The sequence below is a fragment of the Hydrogenophaga sp. YM1 genome (assembly GCF_016903055.1).
Taxonomy (GTDB): Bacteria; Pseudomonadota; Gammaproteobacteria; order Burkholderiales; family Burkholderiaceae_C; genus Hydrogenophaga; species Hydrogenophaga borbori.
Genome location: NZ_CP070223.1, coordinates 305,101 through 329,432, shown reverse-complemented (window position 1 = coordinate 329,432; position 24,332 = coordinate 305,101). Strand labels below are relative to the sequence as shown.

The window sequence follows — 24,332 nt, the reverse complement described above, 5'->3', positions numbered from 1 at the left end:
CCGCGGGGTGCGCCACAGCACCTCCTCGACCTCGCCCGTCCCGCCAACCGGCCCGGTCCTGCCTCACTTCAGCTTTTGCGTCTCCGCGCGGAACTCCGCCAGCACCGCGCGCGCGTTCTTGAGGCCACGCGCCTCGGCCGCCGCCACCCACTTGTCTTCCAGCTGGGCCTGCTTGGCCTTCACGTCGTTGACGAAAGCCTCGTTGGCCATCTGGCGCTGCACGCCGGTGGTCTTCTGGATGTTGCGCGAGGCGGCGTCGGTGCGGTCCCAGCCGGCGGCGAACAAACGCGCGGCGTGTTCGCCCGAGACTTTGGTGATCGCCGCCTTCTCTTCCGGCTTGAGCGAATCGAACTTGGCCTGGTTCATCATGAACACGAAGCTGGTGTTGTAGAGCCCGCCCGGGAAGGTGGTGGCGTACCTCACCATGCCCAGGCGCATGGACTGCAGCGACTCGTCGGGGAAGAAGGTGCCGTCCATCACGCCGGTGGACAGCAGCTCGAAGGAATCGGTGGCGGGCTTGAGCGTGGTGTTCCAGCCCATGAGCTTGGACAGCTCATTGATGTTGCCTCCGCCGATGCGGAACTTGAGCTTGGCGGCCTCGGCCGCGCTGGTCACGGGCTGCTTGACCGTGAAGATGATGCCCGGGCCGTGCGTGAACACCGCCAGGGTCTTCACGCCACGGTGCTCGCCCAGCGGGGCGAAGTACTTGTCGTAGATGCGCTGGTAGGCCACGCTGGTGGCGGTGGAGGTGTCGCCGAGGAAGGGGAACTCGGCCACCTGCGTGAAGATGAAGCGGCCGGGCGTGTAGCCGTCCACCGTGTACGACACGTCGGCCAGGCCGTCGCGCACCGCGTCGAAGGTGCCGGGCGGCGCGGACACGGCCTTGGGCAGCAGGTGGCACTTCACGCTGCCCTTGGTCTCCTTCTCCACCGCCTCGCACCACTGGTTCTGCGCCATGGTGGCGCCGTGCGCGGGCGGCAGCCAGGTGGAGACGTTGAGCACGGTCTGCGCGAGCGCGCCGCCGCTGGCGGCGAACAGGGCGGCGGCGGCGAACGGGGCGAGGCGGAAGGTCTGGCGGGTCATGTGTCTGTCTCCGTGGTGTCGGCTCAGGCCAGGGCGGCCGGTTGGGTGGGGGAAGGGGTCTGCTGCGCCTGCTGCTCGGCGCGCACGCGCGCTTCGAGCAGGCGGCGGAACTGGATCAGCGCGGCGTCCATGGCCAAGGGCAGCATGGACAGCGTGGGGTTGTGCTGGATGTTGCGGTGCTGCGCGGTGATCATGTCGCGGTCCTCGTTGAAGGCGCCGATCAGGCTGTCGTAGATGCTCTGCGTGACGGCCTGATCGCCTTCGCCCGTGGGGTGGGACTGCTGGAAGAAGTAGTGCGTGGTGGTCGCCGTCTCGGGCGTGAGCGTCTGGCAGGAATGCAGGCGCACCGAGGGGCCGGTCGCATCGGGCGCGCTGCCCGTGGGGCGCCCGCCCGAGTGCATCAGCAAGGTGCCGGGCAGCAGGAATTCGTAGACGAACCAGCGGTCCAGGTTCGTGTCGAAGCGGCGAAAGCGCTGGTAGAAGGGCGGTGCCGGCACGTCGTTCACCAGGCGCGAGACCTTGATGCCCAGCTGCGGCCAATCGGCGTTCGGGCCGGGCACGGGCTCGATGCTGGGGCGCGCCTGGGCGATGCGCGTGGAGCCGCCGAGCGACTTCTCATGCACGTAGCTCAGGTGCGAGAAGTCGAGCAGGTTGTCGCAGATCAGCAGGTAAGGCGTGTCGTAGTGCAGGTAGCCGGGTTGGTTCTGCCAGTCGGGCGAGTCACAGCTGAAGTTGTCGGGCAGCAGCGCGTCCTCGGCCAGCGCGGGGTCGCCCATCCACACGAAGACCCACTTGTTGCGCAGCACCAGCGGGTAGCGCTTGACCTTCGCCTTGGCCGGGATGATCTCGATGCCCGGGGCTTCCACGCACTGGCCCATCCGATCGAACTTGAGGCCGTGGTAGCCGCAGCGCACGCAATCGCCTTCACGCCGGCCCACCGACAGCGGCGCGTGCCGGTGGCAGCAGCGGTCCTCCAGGGCGACCAGTTCGCCGGCCTGCGTGCGGTAGACCAGCACCGGCTCGCCGAGCACGGTGCGCGTGAACAGGGTGGGGGAATCGGCCGGCGGGATCTCGTGGTCCCAGGCGATGACGTACCAGCAGTTGCGCAGCCACATGGCCTTGTCTCCTCCTCGTGGGGATGGGAAAGCCATGCTAGGTGGCGCCGGGGGGCGGCCTGTCCCCTTCGAAGGGGATGGACGGGGGATTGCAGATGCCCACCCCGCGCCGCTGGCAGGCGGCGCCTTTTCAGCCCAGCCAGCGCGCCAGCCGCAGCCGGTCCGCCGGCAGCCCCGCCTCGGCGAGCTTGGCGTAGGCCCGCTTTCTCAGCGTCACCACGGTCGACGGCGCCACGTCCAGCGCGGCCGCGATGCCGTCCGCGCTGAGCCCGTGGGCGATGCGCGCCACCACCTCGGCTTCGCGCGGCGACAGTGCCGGCACCAACCGCGCCAGGCGCTGTTGTGACAAGGCCAGCTGCGCCTCGCGGTCCGCCGCCACGCCGTCGGCGTTCAGGGCCGCCTGGTGCGCCTGCCGCAGCAGCGGTGCCAGGCCCAGCAGGCGCTGAATCTCATCGGGCCGGAACAGGCCCTGGCGCTCGTCGCGGTACAGGTGGATGGCCTGCACGGCCCCGCGCGCCGGCGCGTGCAGCAGCGTGAAGCGCTCGGTCAGGCGCTCGCGCTTGTAGATCTCGTTGCGCCAGCCCGCCACCGGCAACTCGTCGGCGCGGCAGTGCAGCACCGCCACCTCGCGCGCCGGGCGCTGCGACACGCGGTCGGCCAGGCGCATCACCGCGTCGGCGCGCCAGTAGCTGCGGCGGTAGATGGCGAAGCACTCGGCCACCACGTCACGGCCCTGCCCTTCGGGGGGATGGCGCGAACTGCCTTCGATCAGCTCGGGCGTGTCGCGCCGGAAGTTGACGAGCGAGAGGTATTCCACCGGCACCACCGTGTCGATGGCGCGCAGCAGCCGCGCGGCGCTGGGCGGCGCGCTCGCGCAGTCGAGCAGGGCCGAGACCGCGGCCGGGCTCAGGGCCTGGCCGGGCGCGGGGGCATCGAAGGACCAGATGGCGGGCATGCACCCATTCTGGAAACACGCCCGCCCGCCGCGCCAGCGGACTAACCCTGCCGGCGCGCGTTACGCCGTTTCCGGGTACAGGCCAAGGGTGCGCGCGCGCAGCCGCGCCAAGCCAAGCAGCGCCTCGGTGAAGGGGGTGGGCACCTCGGTCAGGCGGCCCAGTTCGGCCACCACGGCCACCAGGGCGTCGAGCTCCACCGGGCGCCCGGCCTCCACGTCCTGCAGCATGGAGGTCTTGAAGGCGCCGAGCTTGAGCGTGACGGCGTGGCGGTCCTCGGGCTGCTGGTCGATGGGGATACCCAGCCTTGCGCCGATGGCCTTGGCCTCCAGCATCACCGCGCTGATGAAGCCGCGCACCTGCGGGTCTTCGAGGATGCGGTCGGTGGTGGCGCCGGTGATGGCGCTCACCGGGTTGACCGTCATGTTGCCCCAGAGCTTGTACCAGATGTCTTTCTGGATCTGCGGCGACAGCTTGGCCTCGACGCCGGCCTCGCCCAGCGCGGCCACCACGGCCTGGGCGCGCGCGCTCGGCTCGCCGGAAGGCTCGCCCACCAGCAGGCCGTTGCCGAAGTGGTGGCGCACCAGGCCGGGCGCGTCGAGCGAGCAACTGGCGTGCACCACCCCGCCCAGCACATGGCGGCCGGGCACGGCGCGCGCCATGGCGCCGCCCGGGTCCACCACGGGCAGCGGCGTGCCTTGCAAGGCGCCGCCGAAGCCTTCGAAGAACCACCAGGGCACGCCGTTCATGGCCGTGAGCACCACCGTGCCGGGACCGATCAAGGGCCCGATGGCGGGCGCGATGCCGGGCAGCGCCGGCGCTTTCACCGCGAGGATGACGAGGTCGTGCGCGCCGAGTTCGTCGGCCCGCTCGGACGCGCGCACCGGCGCCTGCAGCAGCTCGCCGCCCTGTTGCAGACGCAGGCCGTGCGCGCGCAGCGCGGCGAGCGTGTCGCCGCGCGCCAGCGCGCTGACCGGGCGGCCCGAACGCGCCAGGCGCGTGCCCAGCCAGCCGCCGATGGCGCCGGCACCGACAATGGCCACGCTGCGGATCTCGGTGCGCAGGTTCATCGTGTCGCTCATGCCCGGTAGCTCGAATCGATGCGGTCGACCTGGCGCACCAGGGCGTCGAACACGTCGCGGCCGGCGCCGTGTTTGGGGTCGAACTGGAAGGAGTCGCGCGTGCACTTGGCGGCGATGGCCTCGGACACCGGGATCGCGGCCTGCGGCCCGCCCATGCTGAAGGTGGCGAGTTGGATCTCGCAGGCGCGCTGCAGCGTCCAGAGGATGGCGAAGGTCTGCGGCAGCGTGCCGCCCCAGGCCAGCAGGCCGTGGTTGCGCAGGATCACCGCGGGCTTGTCGCCGATGCTCCGGAGCAGGCGCGGGCCCTCGTCGGCGTGGATGGTGATGCCTTCGAAGTCGTGGTACGCCACCAGGCCGTGCAGCTGCGCGGTGTAGAAGTTGGTCTGCTGCAGGCCGTCCTTCAGGCAGGCCACGGACACGCCGGCCGTGGTGTGCGTGTGCATCACGCAGTGCGCGCCTTCCAGGCCGTCGTGAATGGCCGCGTGCACCACGAAGCCGGCCGGGTTGATGCGGTGGGTGGACCCGTCGAGCACCTTGCCCTGCAGGTCGATCTTCACCAGGTTGCTCGCCGTGACCTCGCTGTAGTGCAGGCCGAAGGGGTTGATGAGGAAGTGCTTCTCGCCCCCGGTCACGCTGTCGGGCAGGCGCAGCGTGATGTGGTTGTAGATCATCTCCGTCCAGCCCAGCATGGCAAAGACGCGGTAGCAGGCGGCGAGCTCCAGGCGCGCGGCCCACTCGTCGGCGTGCATGCCGGGTGGCAGCACGGTGCTGGTTTGCAGGGCGGCGTTCATGTCTTGTCTCCTTCTGCTGTGTGGTTCGGGGTGGGGATCAGTAGGTGTTCGGGCCCTGCTCCACCGGGCCCTTGAACCGGGCGAGCAGCTGCGCGGCGGCGGACGCCAGCAGCATGCTGTCGGCGCCCACGGCCACGAACAGCGCGCCGGCGTCCAGCCACTGGCGCGCGCCGGCCTCGGTGGTGGCCAGGATGCCCGGGGCCTTGCCCGCGGCGCGGATGCGGCGGATGCCGTCGGCGATGGCGGCCTGCACCTCGGGGTGGCCGGCGTTGCCGCGGTGGCCCATGCTCGCGCTCAGGTCGGCGGGGCCGATGAAGACGCCGTCCACGCCCGGCGTGGCGGCGATGGCGTCGAGGTGCTTCATGGCCGTCACGGTCTCGGCCTGCACCAGCACGCAGACCTGTTCATCGGCCTCGTGCACGTAGCGCGCGTGCGCCTGCCAGCGCGAGGCGCGCGCCAGGGCGCTGCCCATGCCGCGCACGCCCTGGGGCGCGTAGCGCGTGGCGGCCACCACCTGGGCGGCCTGCTCGGGCGTGTCGATCATGGGCACCAGCAGGGTCTGCGCGCCGATGTCCAGGTACTGCTTGATGAGCGCGGTGCCCACATCGCCGGTGCCCACGGGCACCCGCACCACCGGGTGCGAGCGCTGGTCACCGAAGCCGTGCTGGGCGCTGGCCACGGCCTGCAGCTGGGCCAGCGTGCTGCGCACGTCGTTGGGCGCGTGTTCGCCGTCGAGCAGCAGCCAGTCGTAACCCGTGCCGGCGATGAGTTCGGTGCTGTAGGCGCTGGCCAGCGCGGCCCACAGGCCGATCTGCGCGCGGCCCTCGGCCAGGGCCTGCTTGAAAACGTTGGTGGGGGTTTGCATGGCAAAAAAATCAGACGAAGCGGAAGCGCAACACGCCCAGCGGGCCGTAGTCGGCCTCGAAGCGGTCGCCGGCCTTGGCCGGCACGGGGCGCGTGAAGGAGCCAGCGAGCACGATCTGCCCGGGCTGCAGGGTCTCGCCCCAGGGCGCGAGCTTTTCCGACAGCCAGGCGATGCCGATGGCCGGGTGGCCCTGCACGCCGGCGGCCAGGCCGGTCTCTTCCACCGCGCCATTGAGCTTGAGCGCGGCGCCGCACCAGGGCAGGTCGGTGCTCAGCGGGTCCGCGCGGTAGCGGGCATCGCCCTCGCCGATGACGATGGCGGCGTTGGCCGCGTTGTCGCTGATGGTGTCGAAGACCTTGCGCGGCTTCTTGGTGTCGCGGTCGAACTGCTCGATGCGCGCGTCGATGATCTCGATGGCGGGCGTCACGTACTCGGTGGCGGCCAGCACCTGCTCCACCGTCACCGGGCCCGAGAGCGCGCGCTTGAGCACGAAGGCCAGCTCCACCTCCACGCGCGGCGACAGGAAGCGGTTCACCGGGATCTCCAGCTCCTCGCCCGCCCGCGCCACCAGCTTCATGGAGCCCAGCAGGGTGCCGAAGTCGGGCTCGTCGATCTGGCTGGAGATCTGCATGGCGCGGCTGGTCAGGCCGATCTTGTGGCCGATGACCGGGTCGCCGCGCCCGCGCTGCAGCGCCACCCAGGCACGGCCCACGCGGTAGCCGTCGTCGATGGTCATGCTGGGAAAGCGCTGCGAGAAGTGGCGCAGCGGCGTGCGCGTGCGCGCGGACTCGTCGAGTTCGGCGGCGAGTTGCTGGAGGGTGGCGTCGTCGAGCATGGTCAGGTCGATCGCAGGGGCGTGAAGAGGGGATGCAGGGAGCTGATCTTGGCGTCGAAGACCTCGGGGCCTTCGTCGACCTGCACGGTGATGCCGATGGGCCGGCGGCTCAGCTGCTCGGCGAAGTGCTGGCGCGCCACGGCCTCGAGCGCGCCGCCCGAGCGCTTCTGCACGGCGGCGCTGCGCCCGCGGCCCATGCGCAGGTTGAGGTAGATGAAGGCGTAGTCGCGGCCCATGCCGGCGGCCTCGCCCGCGTCGCCGCCGTCGGCGATGGCCCAGTGCGCGGCCGGGAAGGCCAGCACGCGCGTGCCGCCCGTGGGAAAGACCTGGCGGCCGCCTTCGTCGTGGATGGTGAGCATGGCGTCGGCCAGGGCGCGGCACAGCGCGCGCATGTCGGAGCCGCCCTCGGCCTCGGGTCGGTCGAGGTTGCCGCTGTAGAGGATGACGAGGTGGGGCATGGCGTCGCCCCTCAGAGCCGCGAGACGGCCTGGAAGCCCTGGGCCGAGGAGGCCTGGGGCTGCGGAATGGCCTTGCCCGTGACCGGCGTGACCGGGAAGACGATGTTGATCTGGCCCGTGCCCGAGGCGCCGAAGTACGGCGTGATGACCTCGCCATGCCCGTCGTACTCGCTCCAGCCCAGCGCGCCCAGCATCATGGCGGTGTCGTGCATGAAGCCCTCGCCGTGGCCCTTGACCGCGTACTCCGGCAGCATCTCGCAGAAGGCCTTCCATTCGCCGCTCTGCCACATGCGCACCACCTCGTGGTCCATGGTTTCCAGGAAGGGGCTCCAGAGCTTGAAGGCGTACTCCGGCGCCAGGCCGTTCTGTGCGAAGCGGTGGCTGAGCGAGCCGCTGGCGAGGATGGCGACGGTGCCGTCGTACTCGTCCTCGATGGCGCGGCGCAGGGCCCAGCCCAGGCGCGCGCTGTCGTTGAGGTAGTGGGCCATGCACAGGGCCGACACCGACACCGCCTTGAAGTGCTGGTCGGGGTTCATGTAGCGCATGGGCACCAGGGTGCCGTACTCGGGCGCCAGCGTGGTGCCGTCGTGCGCGAGCGTGTCCACCTTCCACTCGTTGGCCACCTTGGCCAGCAGCTTGCCCAGCGCCGGGTTGCCGGGGATGGCGTAGGGCATGTTGCTGATGAAGTGCGGCAGCTCGTTGCTGGTGTAGTTGCCTTGCCAGTGTTTGGCGCAGTTGATGTGGTAACTGGCGTTCACCAGCCAGTGGGTGTCGAACACGATGAAGGTGTCGACGCCCATGTCGCGGCAGCGCTGGCCGATCGCCTTCAGGCCGTCGATCGCGTCCTGGCGCGTGCCCTTGCGCGGGCCTTCATCGATCTCGCTGAGGACGATGGAGGGAACGTGGGTGATCTTGGCGACCAGTGCTAACTTGCCCATGGCTGTCTCCTTGTGCCGTGTGCGCGCGCGGCAACCGCGCGCGCCATCTCAGATGCCCCAGTGGGGAATGTGGTGCGAACCCAGCGACACCGCGACGTTCTTGGGCTCCAGGAACACCTCGTAGCTCCAGGTGCCGCCCTCGCGGCCGGTGCCCGAGGCCTTGGTGCCGCCGAAGGGCTGGCGCAGGTCGCGCACGTTCTGCGAGTTGACGAAGCACATGCCGGCCTCGATGGCCGCCGCCACGCGGTGCGCCTTGCCGAGGTTCTCGGTCCAGACGTAGCTGGACAGGCCGTACTGGATGTCGTTGGCCAGCTCGATGGCGTGCGCCTCGTCCTTGAACGGGATCAGGCAGGCCACCGGGCCGAAGATCTCGTCCTGCGCGATCTTCATGCGGTTGTCCACGTCGGCGAACACCGTGGGCCAAACATAGTTGCCGGCCTTCACGCGGCCCGGCAGTTCGGGCGCGTAGCTTGGGCGGTCCAGGCCGCCGCACAGCAGCGTGGCGCCCTCCTTCGGGCCCAGTTCGATGTAGCTCTTGACCTTGGCCAGGTGGGCCTTGCTGATCATGGGGCCGATGATGGTCTTGTCGTCCTGCGGGTCGCCCACCACGATCTTCTTCGCGCGCTCGGCGAACTTCTGCGCGAAGTCGGCGTAGATGCTCTGCTGCACCAGGATGCGGCTGCCCGCGGTGCAGCGCTCGCCGTTGTTGCTGAAGATCATGAACACGGCGGCGTCCAGGGCGCGGTCCAGGTCGGCGTCCTCGAAGACCACGAAGGGGCTCTTGCCGCCCAGCTCCATGCTGAATTTCTTCAGGCCCGCGCTCTGCACGATGCGGTTGCCCGTGGCCGTGGAGCCGGTGAAGCTGATGGCGCGCACGTCGGGGTGCGAGCACAGCGGCTCGCCGGCGTCCTTGCCGTAGCCGTGCACGATGTTGAGCACGCCCGCCGGCACACCCGCCTCCAGGGCGAGTTCGCCCAGGCGGGCGGCGGTGAGCGGGCTCAGTTCGCTCATCTTCAGCACGGCCGTGTTGCCGAAGGCCAGGCAAGGCGCGGTCTTCCAGGTGGCCGTCATGAAGGGCACGTTCCAGGGGCTGATGAGCGCGCACACGCCCACCGGGTGGAACAGGGTGTAGTTCAGGTGCGTGGGCGTGGGGTAGGTGTGGCCATCCACGCGCGTGCACATCTCGGCGAAGTAGCTGAAGTTGTCGGCCGCGCGCGGCACCAGCTGCTTGCCCGTCTGCGAGATCACCTGGCCGGTGTCGTCGGTTTCGGTGCGCGAGAGCTCGGGCACGTGCCTGGCGATGAGCTCGCCCAGCTTGCGCATGATGGCCGCGCGCTCGGTGGCTGGACGGCCCGCCCAGGCGGGGAAGGCGTCCTTGGCGGCCTGCACGGCGGCGTTGACCTCGGCCTCGCCGCCGGCGGCGACCTCGGCCAGGGCTTCCTGCGTGGCGGGGTTGATGGTCTCGAAGGTGGCGGCGCTGGTGACGGCCTTGCCGTTGATGAGATGCTGAATGGTCATGGGGGCTGGCCTAGGGAAGCGTGGGGGCGGTGATGGTGTTGTGCAGTTCGCCAACGCCCTCGATGGACGTGATCACCACGTCGCCGGGCTGGCAGTCGACCACGCCGTCTGGCGTGCCGGTGAGGATCAGGTCCCCGGGCTGCAGGGTCATGAAGGACGTGAAGTACTCGATCAGCGTGGGCACGTCGAACACCATGTCGCGGGTGTTGCCGCTTTGGGTGACGGTGCCGTTCACCGTGGTCCGCAGCGCGAGGTTCATGGGGTCGGGCAGGTCCGCCGCGTCCACCAGCCAGGGGCCGATGGGCGTGCAGGTGTCGCGGTTCTTCACGCGCAGGTTGGGGCGGTACCAGTTCTCCAGGTAGTCGCGGATCGCGTAGTCGTTGGCCACGGTGTAGCCGGCGATGAAGTCCATCGCGTCGCCGCGCTTGACGTGTTTCGCGGTGCGGCCGATGACCACCGCGAGCTCGCACTCGTAGTGCATGAACGCCACGCCGGCCGGGCGCACGGTGAACGCCCGGTGGCCGATGAGCGAGGCCTCGCCCTTGGCGAAGGCCAGCGGTTCGGTGGGCGGCTTGAAGGCGAGTTCCTTGGCGTGGTCGGCGTAGTTCAGGCCCAGGGCCAACACGGTGCGCGGGCGCGGCACGGGCGCCAGCGGCGGCAGCCAGACCACCTCGTCGGCGGCAACCCGGCGGCCCTTGAAGGCGGGCGTGAGCAGCTCCAGCTGGCCGTCGCGCTCGATGGCGTCGTGAACCGCGCCGGCCCAGGCGATGCGGGCTCTTTTCATGAGAATCGTGCCCCCACGCTCTGCGCCAAGGCGCTGCCGCTGCCCCCCGAGGGGGCCCTCGCGACGGGGGGCGGCCCGGCGTCGCTCGCCTCCTCCGCCACGAAGCGCTGCAGGACCGGCTTGAGGCCCGGTGCGCTGATTTCCACCGCGTCGCCGGCGGCCACGCGCGGGCGCGTGCCGTCGGCCAGCACCTCGCTGCCGATCAGCAGCACGTCACCGGGGCGCAGGGTCATGAATTCGCCGACGTCTTTCAGCAGCGTGGGGATGTCGCGCACCAGGTCCTTGAGCGCGGTGGTCTGCTGGTGCACGCCGTGCAGGCGCAGCTCCAGCTCGAGCGCGGCCAGGCCCCCGATGCCGCCCAGCGCCGCCAGCGGCGTGGGCTCCAGCGGCAGGCCCAGGAAGCCGTCGCGGTTGCGGAACTTCATGGGCGGGCGGTAGTAACTCTCGTGCGCCAGGCTCAGGTCATTGACCAGCAGGGCGTGCGTGGGCGCGCCGTGTTCGCCGATCAGCAGGCCCAGGCTGGCCGATGCCTCGACCACCTCGCCCGCCGGCAGGGCCACGCTGGCGCCATGCGGCGCGAAGGTGTTGGCCGTCTTCACGTACAGCACGGGCGCCTTGGGCGCGCCGCCATAGGGCTTGTCGCCCATGCGCGGCTGCCAGTGGGCGAATTCGCCGCGAAAGTTCAGCAGCGTGCCGTACACGGTGCCCGGGGGCACCCATCCATGGGCAGTCATGCCGCCTCCTCATCCAGGTTGTCGTCCACGTCGCCTTCGAGGGCGATCACCTCGTCCAGCAACACATAGAGCTGCGCGAGCCGCGCCTTGCTCAATCGCTCCTCCAGCCAGGCGTAGTGCGCCTCAATGGTGGCGGACAGTTTGCGCACCAGCTTCAGGCCCGCCGGCGTGGCGCGCACCACGGTGCGCCGCGCGTCCTGGCTGCAGCGCTCGCGCGCGATCAGTCCGTCGCGCTCCATGCGCGTGAGCACGCCGGTGAGGCTGGGGCCCAGCAGGAATGCCTCGCGCGCGATGCGCCCGGTTTCGATGCCGGCGGGGTCGCGCGCGTGTTCACCCAGCACGCGCAGCACGCGCCACTGCTGGTCGCTCAGGCCGTGCTCGCGCAGGCTGGGCCGCGTGTGCTGCATCACCGCCTCCCGCGCCTGCAGCAGCAGGCGCGGGAGGTTGCGGTGGGTGAAGGTCTTGTCGATCGGGTCCATGGCGATTTATTTAACATGTTAAATGAAATCGCCCGATCCGCCTACCCCAGCCCGTTCTGGGGTTTTCCCGAGCCGGGGCCGTCAGTCGATGGTGGTGCCCGAGGCGCGCACCACCTTGCCCCAGCGCTCGGTCTCGCTGCGCACGTAGGCGGCCAGCTGCGCCGGGCTCATGGCGGCGCTCACGGGCTCGAAGCCGTCGCCTTCCAGGCGCGCGCGCAGCGCCGGGTCCTGCATCACCTTGCCCAGGGCTTGCGCGCAGCGGTTGATGAATTCGGGCGGCGTGCCGGCCGGCGCCACCAGGCTCTGCCAGGCCACGGCCTCGAAGTCCTTGGTGCCGGCCTGGCCCGATTCGGCGATGGTGGGCACCTCGGCCACGGCGGGCTGGCGCTTGGCCGAGGTGACGGCGATGGCGCGCAGCTTGCCCGCCTTGACATGGCCCAGCGCGGGCGGGATGTCGCTGAACATCAGGTCGATCTGGCCGCCGAGCAGGTCGGTGATGGCCGGGCCGCTGCCGCGGTAGGGCACGTGCTTGAGGTTGGCGCCGGTGGCGGCCTTGAACATCTCGGCGCCCAGGTGGTGCGGGCTGCCGTTGCCGGCCGAGCCGTAGACCAGGCCGCCGGGGCGCGACTTGGCCAGCGCCACCAGCTCGGCGATGCTTTTGACCGGCAGCGAGGGGTTCACCACCACCAGCAGCGGCACGGCACCGATCATGCCGATGGGCGCGAAGTCCTTGGCCGGGTCGTAGGCGAGCTGCTTGTAGAGCCAGGGGTTGATGGCCAGCGTGGTGCTGGTGGCCACCAGCAGGGTGTTGCCGTCGGCCGCGGCGCGCGCCACCTGGGCCGCGCCCACGCCGCTGCCGGCACCGGGCTTGTTCTCCACGATCATGGTGCGGCCCAGCAGGGGCGACATCTGCTGCGCGAGCATGCGCCCCAGCAGGTCGGTGGTGCCGCCGGGCGCGTAGGGCACGACGATGGTGATGGGCTTGTCGGCCTGCGCGAAGGCGGCGGGCGCGGCGCTGGCGGCGCACAGGGCGGCGAGCTGGGTCAGGGCGTGGCGGCGGTTCATGGCTTGTCTCCTTGGGGGTGAATGGTGTCAGGCGGGCACGGCGGCGCCGCGCAGGCGGTCGATCAGCGCGAGCGGATCGGCGGGCGGCGCGTCGCCGCGCCAGGCCACGTGCTGGTCGGGGCGCGAAAGCAGCAACGCGGTCGTGTAGAGCGCGCCGGCCTCGCGCGGGCTCAGGTCCAGCACGCGCAGCGGCACGCCGCGCGCGCGCGCCGCGTCCTCGAGCGGGCGCACGTCGACGCCGGGGTCGCGGCGCAGCAGGGTGTAGTCGGGGCCGAGCGCGTCGTAGAGCGAGCGGCCGTCGTCGAGCCAGACGTGCGGCGTGCGGCAGCCCGGCACGGTGGAGGGCGTGAAGCCGTCCATGGTGTAGCCGGGCGCGGCTTCGCCGTCGTAGGCGATCAGCGGAGAGTCGTCGTAGAAGTAGCCGAAGTTCAGGCCGCCGCAGCAGTACTGGCGCACGTTGAGTTCGTACAGCGCGGCACCGGCCCGGGCGCGCGCGGCCACACCGGCCTCGCCCGCGTCCTCGATGCCCGCGGGCACGCCCTCACGTTGGGCCTGCAGGGCCAGCGCGTGGTTCATGGCGAAGCGCGAAACCTGCTCGGTGATGGGCTGGCGCTCGCGCTCGTAGGCGCCGAGGATGGCCTCGCCGGCCCAGCCGTTCAGGTGCGCGGCCAGCAGCCACGACAGGTTCATCGCGTCCGCGATGCCGGCGTTCATGCCATAGCCCGCCATGGGGATCCACAGGTGCGCGGCGTCGCCGCAGATGAAGACGCGGCGGTCGCGGAAGCGGTCGGCCACGAGGCGGCGGCCGATCCAGTCTTCCTTGCTGATGATCTCGTACTGGAAGTCCGGGCCCACGCCCAGGATCTCGCGGATCGCCCAGTCGCGGTTAACGGACTCGAAGTCGGCCTCGTCGGCCTTGAGGTAGTTGTGCAGCAGCCAGGTCTCGCGCCCGTCGATGGCGTAGACGTTGCCACAGCGGCGCGGGTTGAGCGAGAAGGTGGCCCAGGCCGGGCCGTGCTTGGCCAGGCCCAGCAGCGCGGGCGCGCGGAAGTAGGTGGACTGCACGCGGCCCACCTCGTCGGTGCCCGAGAGCTTGGCGCCGATGCTCTTGCGCACCAGGGAGCGGCCACCGTCGCAGCCGATCAGGTAGTCGGCCCGCAGCTCGATGGCCTCACCGCTGTCCAGGTTCACGCCGGTGGCGCGCACGCCGGCCTCGTCCTGCGCGACGGCGTCGATGCGCGTGCGGTTGAGGATGCGCAGGCCGCTCTGGCGCTCGGCGTGCGCGAACAGCACGGGCTCCAGGTAGATCTGGTTGATGCGGTGCGGCGGCTCGGGCGTCGGCCACCAGGTGTCGGGGCCGCCGGTGGCCGTGTAGCGGCTCTGGCGCGCGGGGATGGGGATGCGCGAAAGCTCATCGCCCGTGAAGCTGGTGCGATAGGACACGTCGTTGGGGTAGTCCGCCGGCAGACCGGCCTCGCGCAGCGCGCCGGCCACACCGAGGCGGCGAAAGATCTCCATCGAGCGCGCCGACACGTGGTTGCACTTCACATTGGGCGGCTCGCCGCGGTGGCGGGTCTCGGCCACCAACACGGCGATGCCGCGCTGGGCGAGGTCCATGGCGAGCGTCAGGCCCACCGGCCCGGCCCCCACGATCAGCACCTGCGCACGCAGGGTCTGGGTCATGCTGGTCTCCATTCAACAGACGAAAGCCGACAATTACAGGCCTTCGCGCGCCGCGTGAAAAATGAAACTTCAATGGCGATTCATAAAAAACCCGCACACCTCGGCAGCCTGCCCTCGGTGCGCCAGTTGCGCGCCTTCGTGGCGGTGTACGACAGCGGCCAGCTCTCGGCCGCGGCCGAGGCCCTGTCGCTGACGCAGCCGGCCGTGACCGTTCTGCTGCGCGAGCTGGAGGCGCGCCTGGGTGTGCGCCTGTTCGACCGCAGCACGCGCAGCCTGCGCCGCACCGAGGCCGCGGTCGAGGCCATCGGCTACGCGCGGCGCGCGCTGGCCGAGATGCAGGCCCTGAGCGGCGGCATGGCGGCGCTGGCGCGCGGCGAGCGCGGGCGCCTGCGCATCGCGGCCACGTCCACGGTGGCGCAGACCCTGCTGCCGGCGGCCGTGCGCCGCTACCTGGACCGCTACCCCGGCATCGAACTGCAGATCGACGATTGCGCGCCCGGCGAGTTCGCCGAGCGCGTGCTCGCGGGCCATGTGGACCTGGGCCTGGGCACGCTCGAAGGGCCCACGCCCGGCCTGTCGCAGCGCGTGGTGCTGCGCGATCACCTGGCCGCGATCGCGCCCGCCGGCCCGCGCTTTGCCGCGGACCGGCCACTCACCTGGAAGCAGCTGGCGGCCTGGCCGGTGATCGCGGTGCGCCCGGGCTACGGCGTGCGGCGGCGCATCGACGCGGCGGCGCGCGCGGCCGGGGTGGAATTGCGCATCGCGCACGAGGTCTCCCTGCTCACCACCGCGGTGGCCCTGGCCGCCGCCGGCCTGGGCGTGGCCGTGGTGCCGGGCAGCGTATTCGCGCCCGCGCTGCACCCCGAACTGGTGGCGCGGCGCCTGGTGCGCCCGCTGGTGGAGCGCGACACCGCCGTGGTGTTCAAGAGCGACCGCTCGCTCTCGCCCGCCGCGCAGGCGTTCGCCGAGCTGCTGGAGCGCGGCGGCGCCTGAGCCCCGGACCGCGCACGGGCCCTGGGGACATTGCCGCCTGCCTACACTCGCACCATGAACCGACTCACCGAGCTGCTGGGCACGCGCTGGCCCTTGATCCAGGCGCCGATGGCGGGCGCGCAGGGTGCGACCCTGGCGCTGGCGGCGGGCGAGGCCGGTGCCCTGGGCTCCCTGCCCTGCGCCATGCTGGCGCCCGAGGCCATGCGGCGCGAGCTGGACCTGCTGGCCGCCAGCGGGCGGCCCTACAACGTCAACTTCTTCTGCCACACGCCGCCCGAGCCCGACGCCGCGCGCGAGGCGGCCTGGCGCGCGGCGCTGGCGCCCTACTTCGCCGAGATCGGCCTGGACCCGGCGACGCTGGCGGCCGGCCCGGGCCGGCTGCCCTTCAGCGCGGCCGCCGCCGACGCGCTGGAACCCTTCCGGCCGCGCGTGCTGAGCTTCCACTTCGGGCTGCCCGCGCCCGAGCTGCTGGCGCGCGTGAAGTCCTGGGGTTCGGTGGTGCTGAGCTCGGCCACCACGGTGGACGAGGCGGTCTGGCTGGAAGCCCACGGCGCGGACGCGGTGATCGCCCAGGGCCTGGAAGCCGGCGGGCACCGAGGCCACTTCCTCAGCCACGATCTCACGCGCCAGACCGGCACCTTCGCGCTGCTGCCGCAGGTGAAGGCCGCCGTGCGCGTGCCGGTGATCGCGGCCGGCGGTATCGCCGACGCGGCCGGCGTGCGCGCGGCCATGGCCTTGGGCGCCGACGGCGTGCAGGTGGGCACGGCCTACCTGTGCAGCCCCGAGGCCACCACCAGCGCCCTGCACCGCGCCGTGCTGCAGAGCGAGGCCGCGCGCCACACCCAGCTCACCACCCTGTTCACCGGCCGGCCCGCGCGCGGCGTGCCCAACCGGGTGATGCGCGAGCTCGGCCCGCTGAACCCGGCCGCGCCCGCCTTCCCGCTGGCCACCGCGGCCATCGCCCCACTGCGCGCGCACTGGGAGAAACAGGGCAAGAGCGATTTCACGCCGCTGTGGTCGGGCCAGAACGCCAGCGGCTGCCGCACCGCCGGCGCGGCCGAGATCACGCGCGCCTTGGTCGAGGGCTTCGGGCCGATATAGTCCCGGCCTCATGGCCAAGGACAAGACGATCTACACCTGCGGCGAGTGCGGCGGCACCAGCCCGCGCTGGCTGGGCAAATGCCCGCACTGCGGCGCCTGGAACACGCTGGTGGAAGGCGTGGCCGAGGGCGGCGGCGCGCCGCCGAAGAACCGCTTCGCGGCGCTGGCCAAGACCAGCGAGGTGATGCCGCTGTCGCGCATCGAGGCCCGGGACGTGCAGCGCACGCCCACCGGCCACGAGGAGCTGGACCGCGTGCTGGGCGGTGGCATCGTCGAGGGCGGCGTGGTGCTGATCGGCGGCGACCCCGGCATCGGCAAGTCCACCCTGCTGCTGCAGGCCCTCGACAGCCTGCAGCGCGCCGGCCTGCCCACGCTCTACGTGACCGGCGAGGAAAGCGGCGCCCAGGTGGCGCTGCGCGCGCGCCGGCTCGGCATCGAGGGTTCGCAGGTGCAGGTGCTGGCCGAGATCCAGCTGGAAAAAATCCTGGCCACGCTGGACGCCGAGAAGCCCGCCATCGCGGTGATCGACTCGATCCAGACCGTCTATTCCGACCAGCTCACCAGCGCCCCGGGCTCGGTGGCCCAGGTGCGCGAGTGCGCGGCCCACCTCACGCGCGCGGCCAAGGCCTCGGGCACGGCCATCGTGCTGGTGGGCCACGTGACCAAGGAAGGCGCACTGGCCGGCCCGCGCGTGCTGGAGCACATGGTGGACACCGTGCTCTATTTCGAAGGCGATACGCACAGCAGCTTCCGACTGATCCGCGCGATCAAGAACCGCTTCGGCGCGGTCAACGAGATCGGCGTGTTCGCCATGACCGAAAAAGGCCTCAAGGGCGTGAGCAACCCGAGCGCGATCTTTCTCTCGCAGCACGCCCAGCCGGTGCCGGGCAGTTGCGTGATGGTCACGCTGGAGGGCACGCGGCCGCTGCTGGTGGAGCTGCAGGCCCTGGTGGACAGCGGCGGCCCCAGCCCGCGCCGCCTGAGCGTGGGCCTGGAGCGCGACCGCCTGGCCATGCTGCTGGCCGTGCTGCACCGCCACGCGGGCGTGGCCTGCCTGGACCAGGACGTGTTCGTCAACGCCGTGGGGGGCGTGCGCATCAGCGAGCCCGCGGCCGACCTGGGCGTGATGCTGGCCATCACCAGCAGCCTGCGCGGCAAGCCGCTGCCCAAGGGCTTCCTGGCCTTCGGCGAGGTGGGCCTGGCCGGCGAGGTGCGGCCCGCGCCGCGCGGGCAGGAGCGCCTGAAGGAGGCGGCCAAGCTGGGCTTTTCCGTGGCGGTGGTCCCCAAGGCCAACCTGCCCAAGAAGAACGACAAGGCCTTCGACGGCCTCACCGTGCATGGGGTCGAGCGCATCGAAGAGGCGCTGGATCTGGTGCGCCGGCTGGAATGACGCGCGCGCGGCGGATCGCGCGCCCTGCAACGGACATTGGAACGACATGAACCTTCGACGCATCGCCATGGCCCTGATCGGCGCCGCACTCCTGTTCTGGGGCCACTGGCAGTTCGGCTGGGCCGGCGTGGCGGCCGTCGGCGGCGGCCTGGTCCTGTGGCTGCTGCTGCATTTCACGCGCCTGATGGCGGTGATGCGCCGCGCCGCCCAGCGCCCGATCGGCCACGTGGACAGCGCCGTGATGCTGAACTCGCGCCTGCACGCGGGCATGCCCCTGATCGGCGTGATCGGCCTGGCCCGGGCCCTGGGTGAGCTGGCCTCCCCTGAAGGCGAGCAGCCCGAGGTCTACCGCTGGACGGACCCGGGCGGCGCCTCCGTGCAGGCCCGGTTCGCCCACGGCAAGCTGCAGGACTGGGGTCTGAAGCGCCCCGAGACGGACGCCCCCGCCGGCCCAGCGCCCCGGGCGGCGCCGTAAAATCGCCGGTTGACCCGAATACCCCCCATACCCCAAGGAAACCCATGAGCGCACCCGTTCCCTCGATGTCCGACCGCGACGGCAAGATCTGGATGGATGGCCAGCTGGTGGACTGGCGCGACGCCAAGATCCACGTGCTCACCCATACCCTGCACTACGGCTGCGGGGCCTTCGAGGGCGTGCGGGCCTACGACACGGTCAACGGCACGGCCATCTTCCGCCTGCAGGAACACACCGAGCGCCTGTTCAACAGCGCCAAGATCCTGCGCATGAAGATCCCCTTCACCGTGGAGCAGGTGAACGAGGCGCAGAAGGACGTGATCCGCGCCAACGGCCTCAAGAGCGGCTACATCCGCCCGCTCACCTGGATCGGCGACAAGAAGCTGGGCGTGAGCCCCAAGGGCAACACCATCCACCTGAGCGTGGCCGCCTGGGCCTGGGGCGCCTACCTGGGCGACGAAGGCATGAAGCGCGGCATCCGCGTCAAAACCAGCAGCTACACCCGCCACCACGTCAACATCACCATGACGCAGGCCAAGGCGGTGAGCAACTACACCAACAGCATCCTGGCCAACACCGAGGCCACCGACGAAGGCTACGACGAGGCCCTGCTGCTCGACTCCTCCGGCTTCGTCAGCGAAGGCGCGGGCGAGAACATCTTCGTCGTCAAGGGCGGCGTGATCTACACGCCCGACCTCTCCGCTGGCGCGCTCAACGGCATCACGCGCAACACGGTGTTCCACATCGCCAAGGACCTGGGGCTGGAGATCGTCCAGAAGCGCATCACGCGCGACGAGGTCTACATCGCCGACGAGGCCTTCTTCACCGGCACCGCCGCCGAGGTCACGCCAATCCGCGAACTCGACCGCATCGAACTGGGCAGCGGCTCGCGCGGCCCCATCACCGAGAAGATCCAGAGCGCCTTCTTCGACATCGTGAACGGCCGCAACCCCAAGTACGCCCACTGGCTGACCAAGGTCTGAGCGGAGCACAGCATGAGCAAGGCGGTGATCGAACTCAAGGCCAAGGACCTCAACGCGCACGGTGGGGTGTTCTGCCCCAGCCCGCTGGCCGACATGAAGCTGTGGAACAGCCACCCCAAGGTCTACCTGGACGTGGCCACCACCGGCGAGGCCATGTGCCCTTACTGCGGCACGGTCTACAGGCTCGCCGCGGGCGAGCATGTGGCGCACGGCCACTGAACACGCGGCAGGGCGGGCGGTGATGACCCGGCACCGCACAGGGAGGCGATTCGAATGATCCTGGTCACCGGCGGCGCCGGTTTCATCGGCAGCAACTTCGTCCTGGACTGGCTCGCACGCAGCGACGAGCCGGTGCTCAACCTCGACAAGCTCACCTACGCCGGCAACCGGCACAACCTCGCCAGCCTCGATGGCGATGCGCGCCACGTGTTCGTGCGCGGCGACATCGGCGATGCGGCCTTGGTGGCGCGCCTGCTGGACGAGCACCGGCCGCGCGCGGTCATCAACTTCGCGGCCGAAAGCCATGTGGACCGCTCCATCCACGGCGCCGAGGACTTCGTCCAGACCAACGTGGTGGGCACCTTCCGGCTGCTGGAGGCCGTGCGCGCGCACTGGCTCGCGCGGCCCGAGGCCGAGCGCGGGGCCTTCCGCTTCCTGCACGTGAGCACCGACGAGGTCTACGGCAGCCTGGCGCCCGACGCGCCCGCCTTCACCGAGCGGCACCCCTACGAACCCAACAGCCCCTACAGCGCCAGCAAGGCCGCCAGCGACCACCTGGTGCGCGCCTGGCACCACACGCACGGCCTGCCGGTGCTCACCACCAACTGCAGCAACAACTACGGCCCGTTCCACTTCCCCGAGAAGCTGATCCCGCTGATGATCGTCAATGCCTTGGCGGGCAAGCCGCTGCCCGTGTACGGCGACGGCCTGCAGGTGCGCGACTGGCTCTACGTCGGCGACCACTGCAGCGCCATCCGCCGCGTGCTCGAGGCCGGCCGCGTGGGCGAGACCTACAACGTGGGCGGTTGGAACGAGCAGCCCAACATCGCCATCGTGAAGACCATCTGCGCCCTGCTCGACCAGCTGCGCCCACGGGCCGACGGGCAGTCCTACGCCACGCAGATCACCCACGTGAAAGACCGCCCCGGCCACGACCGGCGCTACGCCATCGACGCGCGCAAGATCGAATCCGAACTGAGCTGGCGCCCGGCCGAAACCTTCGACAGCGGCATCCGCAAGACCGTGCGCTGGTTCCTGGACCACCCCGAATGGGTGGCCGAGGTGCAGAGCGGCGCCTACCGCGACTGGGTGCAGGCGCAGTACCAGGGGGCCGCGTGAGGATCCTGCTGCTGGGCGCCAACGGCCAGGTGGGCTGGGAGCTGCGCCGCAGCCTCGCGCCGCTGGGCGAGGTGTTCGCTTTCGACCGCGACCCGAGCGATGCCGGCGCGGTGGACCTGGCCCGCCCCGACAGCCTGGGCGCCCTGGTCGAACGCGTGGCGCCCGACGCGATCGTGAACGCGGCCGCCCACACGGCGGTGGACAAGGCCGAGGCCGAGCCCGCGCTGGCGCACACCATCAACGCCGAGGCGCCCGCCGCCCTGGCGCGCGCCGCCGCCGCGCGCGGCGCCTGGCTGCTGCACTACTCCACCGACTACGTTTTCGACGGCAGCGGCGATGCGCCGCGCGACGAGGGCGCCGCCACCGCGCCGCTGAGCGTCTATGGCCGCACCAAGCTCGCGGGCGAAGAAGCCGTGCGCGCGAGCGGCGCGCGCCACCTGATCCTGCGCACCAGCTGGGTCTACGCGGCGCGCGGCGCCAACTTCCCGCGCACCATGCTGCGGCTCGCGCAGGAGCGCGAGCAACTGCGTGTGGTGGCCGACCAGGTGGGCGCGCCCACCGGCGCCGAACTGCTGGCCGACGTGAGCGCGCACGCCCTGCGCTCGCTGCTCGCGAAGCCTACCCTGGCGGGCACCTACCACGTGGCCGCGGCCGGCGAGACGAGCTGGCACGGGCTGGCGCGCTACGCCATCGAACAAGGCCGCGCGCTGCGGCCCGAGCTGCCGTGGAAGGTCCGCGACATCGAGGCCATCGCCACCGCCGACTACCCGACGCCCGCCCGACGCCCGCTCAACTCGCGCCTGGACACGCGCCGCCTGCGCGAGGCCTTCGGGCTGAGCCTGCCCGCCTGGGAGGCGGGCGTGCGGCGTATGCTCGTGGAGCACCTGGGGACGGCATGAACCACACGCGACGCAAGGGCATCATCCTCGCCGGCGGCTCGGGCACCCGCCTGCACCCGGCCACGTTGGCCATCAGCAAGCAACTGCTGCCGGTGTACGACAAGCCCATGGTCTATTACCCGCTGAGCACGCTCATGCTGGCCGGCATTCGCGAGGTGCTGATCATCAGCACGCCGCAGGACACGCCGCGCTTCCAGCAGCTGCTGGGCGACGGCAGCGCCTGGGGCATGCGCCTGCAGTACGCGGTGCAACCCAGCCCCGACGGCCTGGCCCAGGCCTTCATCATCGGCGCCGACTTCGTGGGCGATGGCCCGAGCGCGCTGGTGCTGGGCGACAACATCTACTACGGACACGACCTGGCGAACCTGCTGCGCGGCGCGGACGCCCAGGCCAGCGGCGCCACCGTGTTCGCGTACCACGTGACCGACCCCGAGCGCTACGGGGTGGTGGCCTTCGACGAACAGGGCAAGGCCCTGAGCATCGAAGAAAAGCCCGCCAAACCCAAGAGCAGCTATGCCGTCACCGGGCTGTACTTCTACGACGCCCAGGTGGTCGACATCGCACGCTCGGTGAAGCCCAGCGCGCGCGGCGAGCTGGAAATCACCGCCGTGAACCAGGCCTACCTGGAGCGCGGCCAACTCAACGTGCGCATCCTGCAGCGCGGCTACGCCTGGCTGGACACCGGCACGCACGACAGCCTGCTCGACGCGGGGCAGTTCATCGCCACGCTGGAGCACCGTCAGGGCTTGAAGATCGCCTGCCCGGAAGAAATCGCCTGGCGCCACGGGTGGATCGATGCGGCGCAGCTGCGGCGGCTGGCGGAGCCTTTGAGCAAGAACGGCTATGGGCAGTACCTGATGCGGTTGCTGGAGGATCGCGTGTACGGAGGTTCGCCGGCATGAGCGCCTCACTCAAGGTCACCCCCACCGCCATCCCCGGCGTGCTCATTCTGGAGCCCCGGGTGTTCGGCGATTCGCGCGGCTTCTTTCTGGAGAGCTTCAACCGGGAGGCCTTCAACGAGGCCACGGGCCTGGACGTGCGCTTCGTTCAGGACAACCATTCGCGCTCGGCCCAGGGCGTGCTGCGCGGCCTGCACTACCAGGTGGCCCCGCATGCGCAAGGCAAGCTGGTGCGCGTGGTGCGCGGCAGCGTGTTCGATGTGGCGGTGGATACCCGGCGGGAATCACCGACCTATGGTCAGTGGGTGGGACTCGAGCTCAGCGAGGACAATCACCGCCAGCTGTGGATCCCCCCGGGACTCGCGCACGGCTTTCTCGTGACCAGCGAGAGCGCGGACTTCCTCTACAAGACCAGCGACTACTACACGCCCGAGGCGGAGCGCAGCATCCGTTGGAATGACCCGACCCTGGGCATCGCGTGGCCACTGGATGGCCCGCCGATCCTGTCGGCCAAGGACGCCGCAGCCCCCGGCCTGGATCAGGCAGAACACCCTCTCGCCCCATCAGCATGAATCTGGACAACAAGCTCATCGCCGTCATCGGACTGGGATACGTCGGCCTGCCCCTCGCGGTGGAATTCGGTCGCTCGCGTCCGGTGCTCGGCTTCGACATCAACGAGCACCGCGTCGCCGAGTTGCGAGCCGGTCGCGACCACACACGCGAGTGCAGCGAGGAACAACTGCGCGACGCCCACCAGCTGCGCTACAGCTGTGACCCTGCGGAACTGGAACAGGCCGGCGTGTTCATCGTCACCGTGCCCACGCCGGTGGACAAAGCCAACCGTCCCGACATGACGCCGCTGATCAAGGCCAGCGAAACCGTGGGCAAGGCCTTGCGGCCTGGTGCCCTGGTGATCTACGAATCCACGGTCTACCCGGGTTGCACCGAAGAGGTCTGCGTGCCCGTGCTCGAGCGCCTGTCGGGCCTGCGCTTCAACCAGGATTTCTTTTGCGGCTACAGCCCGGAGCGCATCAACCCGGGCGACAAGGTCAACACCTTGACCAGGATCCGCAAGATCACCAGCGGCTCCACGCCTGCCGCCGCCGCCGCGGTCGATGCGCTCTACCGCTCCATCATCACGGCCGGCACCTTCCCCGCCACCAGCCTCAAGGTTGCCGAGGCAGCCAAGGTAATTGAGAACACCCAGCGCGACCTCAACATCGCCCTGGTCAACGAACTCTCCGTCATCTTCGAGCGCTTGGGCATCGACACGCTGGAGGTGCTCGAGGCTGCCGGCAGCAAGTGGAACTTCCTGCCTTTTCGACCGGGCATGGTCGGCGGCCACTGCATCGGTGTCGATCCCTACTACCTGACGCACAAGGCCGAAGAGGTGGGCTACAACCCGCAGGTCATCCTGGCCGGGCGTCGCATCAACGACAACATGGCGCGCTACGCCGCGCGCAACGTCATCAAGCGCATGCTTCGCAACGGCATCGACGTGCCGCGCAGCACCGTGGGCGTGATGGGTATCACTTTCAAGGAAAACTGTCCCGACATCCGCAACAGCAAGGTCGCCGACCTGGTGCGCGAACTGCAGGGCTGGAACGTCAAGGTGGTCGTCACCGACCCGTGGGCCGACGCGCGGGAGGTGCGCGACGAGTACGGCATCGAGCTCGGCGAACTGCGGGCGCAGGAACCCGTGGACAGCCTTATCGTGGCCGTGGGTCATCGCGAGTTCCGTGAGATGACCCCGACGCAGCTGGCCCACCTGTGTCGCCCGGACGCGCAGCCCGTGCTGGGCGACCTCAAGAGTCTGTACGACCGGCACGAAGCGGCGCGAGCCGGCTTCAGTGTCTTCCGACTGTGAGCCC

At 70.6% G+C, this 24,332-nt stretch carries 26 protein-coding genes; 11 read left to right on the top strand and 15 right to left on the bottom strand.

Annotated elements, in window-relative coordinates:
- Nucleotides 1-63: 63 nt before the first annotated feature.
- The 15 genes from JNX00_RS01610 to JNX00_RS01540 all read right to left on the bottom strand — a co-directional run bounded on the left by JNX00_RS01610 (nt 64) and on the right by JNX00_RS01540 (nt 14,383).
- Entirely contained in the window at nt 64-1,083 is a 1,020-nt protein-coding gene (locus JNX00_RS01610) for a TRAP transporter substrate-binding protein (protein ID WP_204743889.1), read from the bottom strand.
- Nucleotides 1,084-1,106: 23 nt separating this feature from the next.
- Complete coding sequence (locus tag JNX00_RS01605; protein WP_204743888.1) at nt 1,107-2,198, bottom strand: aromatic ring-hydroxylating dioxygenase subunit alpha; 1,092 nt, start codon at nt 2,196-2,198, stop codon at nt 1,107-1,109.
- 130 nt (nt 2,199-2,328) lie between these two features.
- The gene (locus JNX00_RS01600; RefSeq protein WP_204743887.1) at nt 2,329-3,153 is read right to left on the bottom strand and encodes a LuxR family transcriptional regulator; all 825 of its coding nucleotides are present in this window, start codon (nt 3,151-3,153) and stop codon (nt 2,329-2,331) included.
- Between the two features lie 60 nt (nt 3,154-3,213).
- A complete protein-coding gene (locus tag JNX00_RS01595; RefSeq protein ID WP_239478231.1) occupies nt 3,214-4,233 on the bottom strand; it encodes a 2-dehydropantoate 2-reductase in 1,020 nt (339 codons plus the stop codon).
- Entirely contained in the window at nt 4,230-5,024 is a 795-nt protein-coding gene (locus tag JNX00_RS01590; RefSeq protein ID WP_070400262.1) for a class II aldolase/adducin family protein, read from the bottom strand. The genes JNX00_RS01595 and JNX00_RS01590 overlap by 4 nt, the downstream gene beginning before the upstream one ends.
- 37 nt (nt 5,025-5,061) lie before the next feature.
- On the bottom strand, nt 5,062-5,889 hold the full coding sequence (locus JNX00_RS01585) for an HpcH/HpaI aldolase/citrate lyase family protein (RefSeq protein ID WP_070400261.1): 828 nt from the start codon (nt 5,887-5,889) through the stop codon (nt 5,062-5,064).
- Nucleotides 5,890-5,899: 10 nt separating this feature from the next.
- Entirely contained in the window at nt 5,900-6,724 is an 825-nt protein-coding gene (hpaH, locus tag JNX00_RS01580) for a 2-oxo-hept-4-ene-1,7-dioate hydratase (protein WP_116958890.1), read from the bottom strand.
- Between the two features lie 2 nt (nt 6,725-6,726).
- Complete coding sequence (locus JNX00_RS01575) at nt 6,727-7,182, bottom strand: 5-carboxymethyl-2-hydroxymuconate Delta-isomerase (RefSeq protein WP_204743886.1); 456 nt, start codon at nt 7,180-7,182, stop codon at nt 6,727-6,729.
- A gap of 11 nt (nt 7,183-7,193) precedes the next feature.
- Nucleotides 7,194-8,120, bottom strand: a complete 927-nt coding sequence (gene hpaD / locus JNX00_RS01570) for a 3,4-dihydroxyphenylacetate 2,3-dioxygenase (protein WP_070400258.1) — start codon at nt 8,118-8,120, stop codon at nt 7,194-7,196.
- A gap of 48 nt (nt 8,121-8,168) precedes the next feature.
- Nucleotides 8,169-9,638 carry a 5-carboxymethyl-2-hydroxymuconate semialdehyde dehydrogenase gene (hpaE, locus tag JNX00_RS01565; protein ID WP_070400257.1) on the bottom strand — a complete coding sequence of 490 codons (1,470 nt, stop codon included), beginning with the start codon at nt 9,636-9,638 and terminating at the stop codon, nt 8,169-8,171.
- A gap of 10 nt (nt 9,639-9,648) precedes the next feature.
- Nucleotides 9,649-10,422 (bottom strand): fumarylacetoacetate hydrolase family protein, encoded by a 774-nt coding sequence (locus JNX00_RS01560; protein WP_070400256.1) that lies wholly within the window; start codon nt 10,420-10,422, stop codon nt 9,649-9,651.
- On the bottom strand, nt 10,419-11,156 hold the full coding sequence (locus JNX00_RS01555) for a fumarylacetoacetate hydrolase family protein (RefSeq protein ID WP_239478230.1): 738 nt from the start codon (nt 11,154-11,156) through the stop codon (nt 10,419-10,421). The genes JNX00_RS01560 and JNX00_RS01555 overlap by 4 nt, the downstream gene beginning before the upstream one ends.
- A complete protein-coding gene (gene hpaR, locus JNX00_RS01550) occupies nt 11,153-11,635 on the bottom strand; it encodes a homoprotocatechuate degradation operon regulator HpaR (protein ID WP_070400255.1) in 483 nt (160 codons plus the stop codon). The genes JNX00_RS01555 and hpaR overlap by 4 nt, the downstream gene beginning before the upstream one ends.
- Before the next feature lie 81 nt (nt 11,636-11,716).
- A complete protein-coding gene (locus JNX00_RS01545; protein ID WP_070400254.1) occupies nt 11,717-12,700 on the bottom strand; it encodes a tripartite tricarboxylate transporter substrate binding protein in 984 nt (327 codons plus the stop codon).
- A gap of 27 nt (nt 12,701-12,727) precedes the next feature.
- Nucleotides 12,728-14,383 carry an FAD-dependent oxidoreductase gene (locus tag JNX00_RS01540; RefSeq protein WP_204743885.1) on the bottom strand — a complete coding sequence of 552 codons (1,656 nt, stop codon included), beginning with the start codon at nt 14,381-14,383 and terminating at the stop codon, nt 12,728-12,730.
- A gap of 72 nt (nt 14,384-14,455) precedes the next feature.
- Here JNX00_RS01540 and JNX00_RS01535 point away from each other — a divergent pair, with 72 nt between their 5' ends.
- The 11 genes from JNX00_RS01535 to JNX00_RS01485 are packed head-to-tail and all read left to right on the top strand — an operon-like array spanning nt 14,456 to nt 24,328.
- Nucleotides 14,456-15,376, top strand: coding sequence for a LysR substrate-binding domain-containing protein (locus JNX00_RS01535; protein WP_070400252.1), 921 nt, complete (start codon nt 14,456-14,458; stop codon nt 15,374-15,376).
- Between the two features lie 54 nt (nt 15,377-15,430).
- Nucleotides 15,431-16,477, top strand: coding sequence for a nitronate monooxygenase (locus tag JNX00_RS01530; RefSeq protein WP_070400251.1), 1,047 nt, complete (start codon nt 15,431-15,433; stop codon nt 16,475-16,477).
- Between the two features lie 10 nt (nt 16,478-16,487).
- The gene (gene radA, locus JNX00_RS01525; RefSeq protein WP_070400250.1) at nt 16,488-17,867 is read left to right on the top strand and encodes a DNA repair protein RadA; all 1,380 of its coding nucleotides are present in this window, start codon (nt 16,488-16,490) and stop codon (nt 17,865-17,867) included.
- A gap of 46 nt (nt 17,868-17,913) precedes the next feature.
- Nucleotides 17,914-18,342, top strand: a complete 429-nt coding sequence (locus JNX00_RS01520; RefSeq protein WP_070400249.1) for a glycerate kinase — start codon at nt 17,914-17,916, stop codon at nt 18,340-18,342.
- A gap of 44 nt (nt 18,343-18,386) precedes the next feature.
- On the top strand, nt 18,387-19,325 hold the full coding sequence (locus JNX00_RS01515; protein WP_070400248.1) for a branched-chain amino acid transaminase: 939 nt from the start codon (nt 18,387-18,389) through the stop codon (nt 19,323-19,325).
- Nucleotides 19,326-19,337: 12 nt separating this feature from the next.
- Nucleotides 19,338-19,544: a zinc-finger domain-containing protein gene (locus JNX00_RS01510; protein ID WP_204743884.1), complete on the top strand. Its 207-nt coding sequence runs from the start codon at nt 19,338-19,340 to the stop codon at nt 19,542-19,544.
- A 54-nt stretch (nt 19,545-19,598) separates the two neighbouring features.
- Nucleotides 19,599-20,663, top strand: coding sequence for a dTDP-glucose 4,6-dehydratase (rfbB, locus tag JNX00_RS01505; RefSeq protein WP_204743883.1), 1,065 nt, complete (start codon nt 19,599-19,601; stop codon nt 20,661-20,663).
- Nucleotides 20,660-21,562, top strand: coding sequence for a dTDP-4-dehydrorhamnose reductase (rfbD, locus tag JNX00_RS01500; RefSeq protein WP_204743882.1), 903 nt, complete (start codon nt 20,660-20,662; stop codon nt 21,560-21,562). Before rfbB ends, rfbD begins: the two co-directional genes overlap by 4 nt.
- A complete protein-coding gene (gene rfbA, locus JNX00_RS01495; RefSeq protein WP_204743881.1) occupies nt 21,559-22,464 on the top strand; it encodes a glucose-1-phosphate thymidylyltransferase RfbA in 906 nt (301 codons plus the stop codon). Before rfbD ends, rfbA begins: the two co-directional genes overlap by 4 nt.
- A complete protein-coding gene (gene rfbC / locus JNX00_RS01490) occupies nt 22,461-23,033 on the top strand; it encodes a dTDP-4-dehydrorhamnose 3,5-epimerase (RefSeq protein ID WP_204743880.1) in 573 nt (190 codons plus the stop codon). The genes rfbA and rfbC overlap by 4 nt, the downstream gene beginning before the upstream one ends.
- The gene (locus JNX00_RS01485) at nt 23,030-24,328 is read left to right on the top strand and encodes a nucleotide sugar dehydrogenase (protein WP_204743879.1); all 1,299 of its coding nucleotides are present in this window, start codon (nt 23,030-23,032) and stop codon (nt 24,326-24,328) included. The genes rfbC and JNX00_RS01485 overlap by 4 nt, the downstream gene beginning before the upstream one ends.
- Nucleotides 24,329-24,332: the final 4 nt, after the last annotated feature.

What these genes read in the sequence shown, in the direction of transcription:
- JNX00_RS01610 (WP_204743889.1), bottom strand. Translation starts at nt 1,083, where the DNA reads ATGACCCGCCAGACCTTCCGCCTCGCCCCGTTCGCCGCCGCCGCCCTG.
- JNX00_RS01605 (WP_204743888.1), bottom strand. Translation starts at nt 2,198, where the DNA reads ATGTGGCTGCGCAACTGCTGGTACGTCATCGCCTGGGACCACGAGATC.
- JNX00_RS01600 (WP_204743887.1), bottom strand. Translation starts at nt 3,153, where the DNA reads ATGCCCGCCATCTGGTCCTTCGATGCCCCCGCGCCCGGCCAGGCCCTG.
- JNX00_RS01595 (WP_239478231.1), bottom strand. Translation starts at nt 4,233, where the DNA reads ATGAGCGACACGATGAACCTGCGCACCGAGATCCGCAGCGTGGCCATT.
- JNX00_RS01590 (WP_070400262.1), bottom strand. Translation starts at nt 5,024, where the DNA reads ATGAACGCCGCCCTGCAAACCAGCACCGTGCTGCCACCCGGCATGCAC.
- JNX00_RS01585 (WP_070400261.1), bottom strand. Translation starts at nt 5,889, where the DNA reads ATGCAAACCCCCACCAACGTTTTCAAGCAGGCCCTGGCCGAGGGCCGC.
- hpaH (WP_116958890.1), bottom strand. Translation starts at nt 6,724, where the DNA reads ATGCTCGACGACGCCACCCTCCAGCAACTCGCCGCCGAACTCGACGAG.
- JNX00_RS01575 (WP_204743886.1), bottom strand. Translation starts at nt 7,182, where the DNA reads ATGCCCCACCTCGTCATCCTCTACAGCGGCAACCTCGACCGACCCGAG.
- hpaD (WP_070400258.1), bottom strand. Translation starts at nt 8,120, where the DNA reads ATGGGCAAGTTAGCACTGGTCGCCAAGATCACCCACGTTCCCTCCATC.
- hpaE (WP_070400257.1), bottom strand. Translation starts at nt 9,638, where the DNA reads ATGACCATTCAGCATCTCATCAACGGCAAGGCCGTCACCAGCGCCGCC.
- JNX00_RS01560 (WP_070400256.1), bottom strand. Translation starts at nt 10,422, where the DNA reads ATGAAAAGAGCCCGCATCGCCTGGGCCGGCGCGGTTCACGACGCCATC.
- JNX00_RS01555 (WP_239478230.1), bottom strand. Translation starts at nt 11,156, where the DNA reads ATGACTGCCCATGGATGGGTGCCCCCGGGCACCGTGTACGGCACGCTG.
- hpaR (WP_070400255.1), bottom strand. Translation starts at nt 11,635, where the DNA reads ATGGACCCGATCGACAAGACCTTCACCCACCGCAACCTCCCGCGCCTG.
- JNX00_RS01545 (WP_070400254.1), bottom strand. Translation starts at nt 12,700, where the DNA reads ATGAACCGCCGCCACGCCCTGACCCAGCTCGCCGCCCTGTGCGCCGCC.
- JNX00_RS01540 (WP_204743885.1), bottom strand. Translation starts at nt 14,383, where the DNA reads ATGACCCAGACCCTGCGTGCGCAGGTGCTGATCGTGGGGGCCGGGCCG.
- JNX00_RS01535 (WP_070400252.1), top strand. Translation starts at nt 14,456, where the DNA reads ATGGCGATTCATAAAAAACCCGCACACCTCGGCAGCCTGCCCTCGGTG.
- JNX00_RS01530 (WP_070400251.1), top strand. Translation starts at nt 15,431, where the DNA reads ATGAACCGACTCACCGAGCTGCTGGGCACGCGCTGGCCCTTGATCCAG.
- radA (WP_070400250.1), top strand. Translation starts at nt 16,488, where the DNA reads ATGGCCAAGGACAAGACGATCTACACCTGCGGCGAGTGCGGCGGCACC.
- JNX00_RS01520 (WP_070400249.1), top strand. Translation starts at nt 17,914, where the DNA reads ATGAACCTTCGACGCATCGCCATGGCCCTGATCGGCGCCGCACTCCTG.
- JNX00_RS01515 (WP_070400248.1), top strand. Translation starts at nt 18,387, where the DNA reads ATGAGCGCACCCGTTCCCTCGATGTCCGACCGCGACGGCAAGATCTGG.
- JNX00_RS01510 (WP_204743884.1), top strand. Translation starts at nt 19,338, where the DNA reads ATGAGCAAGGCGGTGATCGAACTCAAGGCCAAGGACCTCAACGCGCAC.
- rfbB (WP_204743883.1), top strand. Translation starts at nt 19,599, where the DNA reads ATGATCCTGGTCACCGGCGGCGCCGGTTTCATCGGCAGCAACTTCGTC.
- rfbA (WP_204743881.1), top strand. Translation starts at nt 21,559, where the DNA reads ATGAACCACACGCGACGCAAGGGCATCATCCTCGCCGGCGGCTCGGGC.
- rfbC (WP_204743880.1), top strand. Translation starts at nt 22,461, where the DNA reads ATGAGCGCCTCACTCAAGGTCACCCCCACCGCCATCCCCGGCGTGCTC.
- JNX00_RS01485 (WP_204743879.1), top strand. Translation starts at nt 23,030, where the DNA reads ATGAATCTGGACAACAAGCTCATCGCCGTCATCGGACTGGGATACGTC.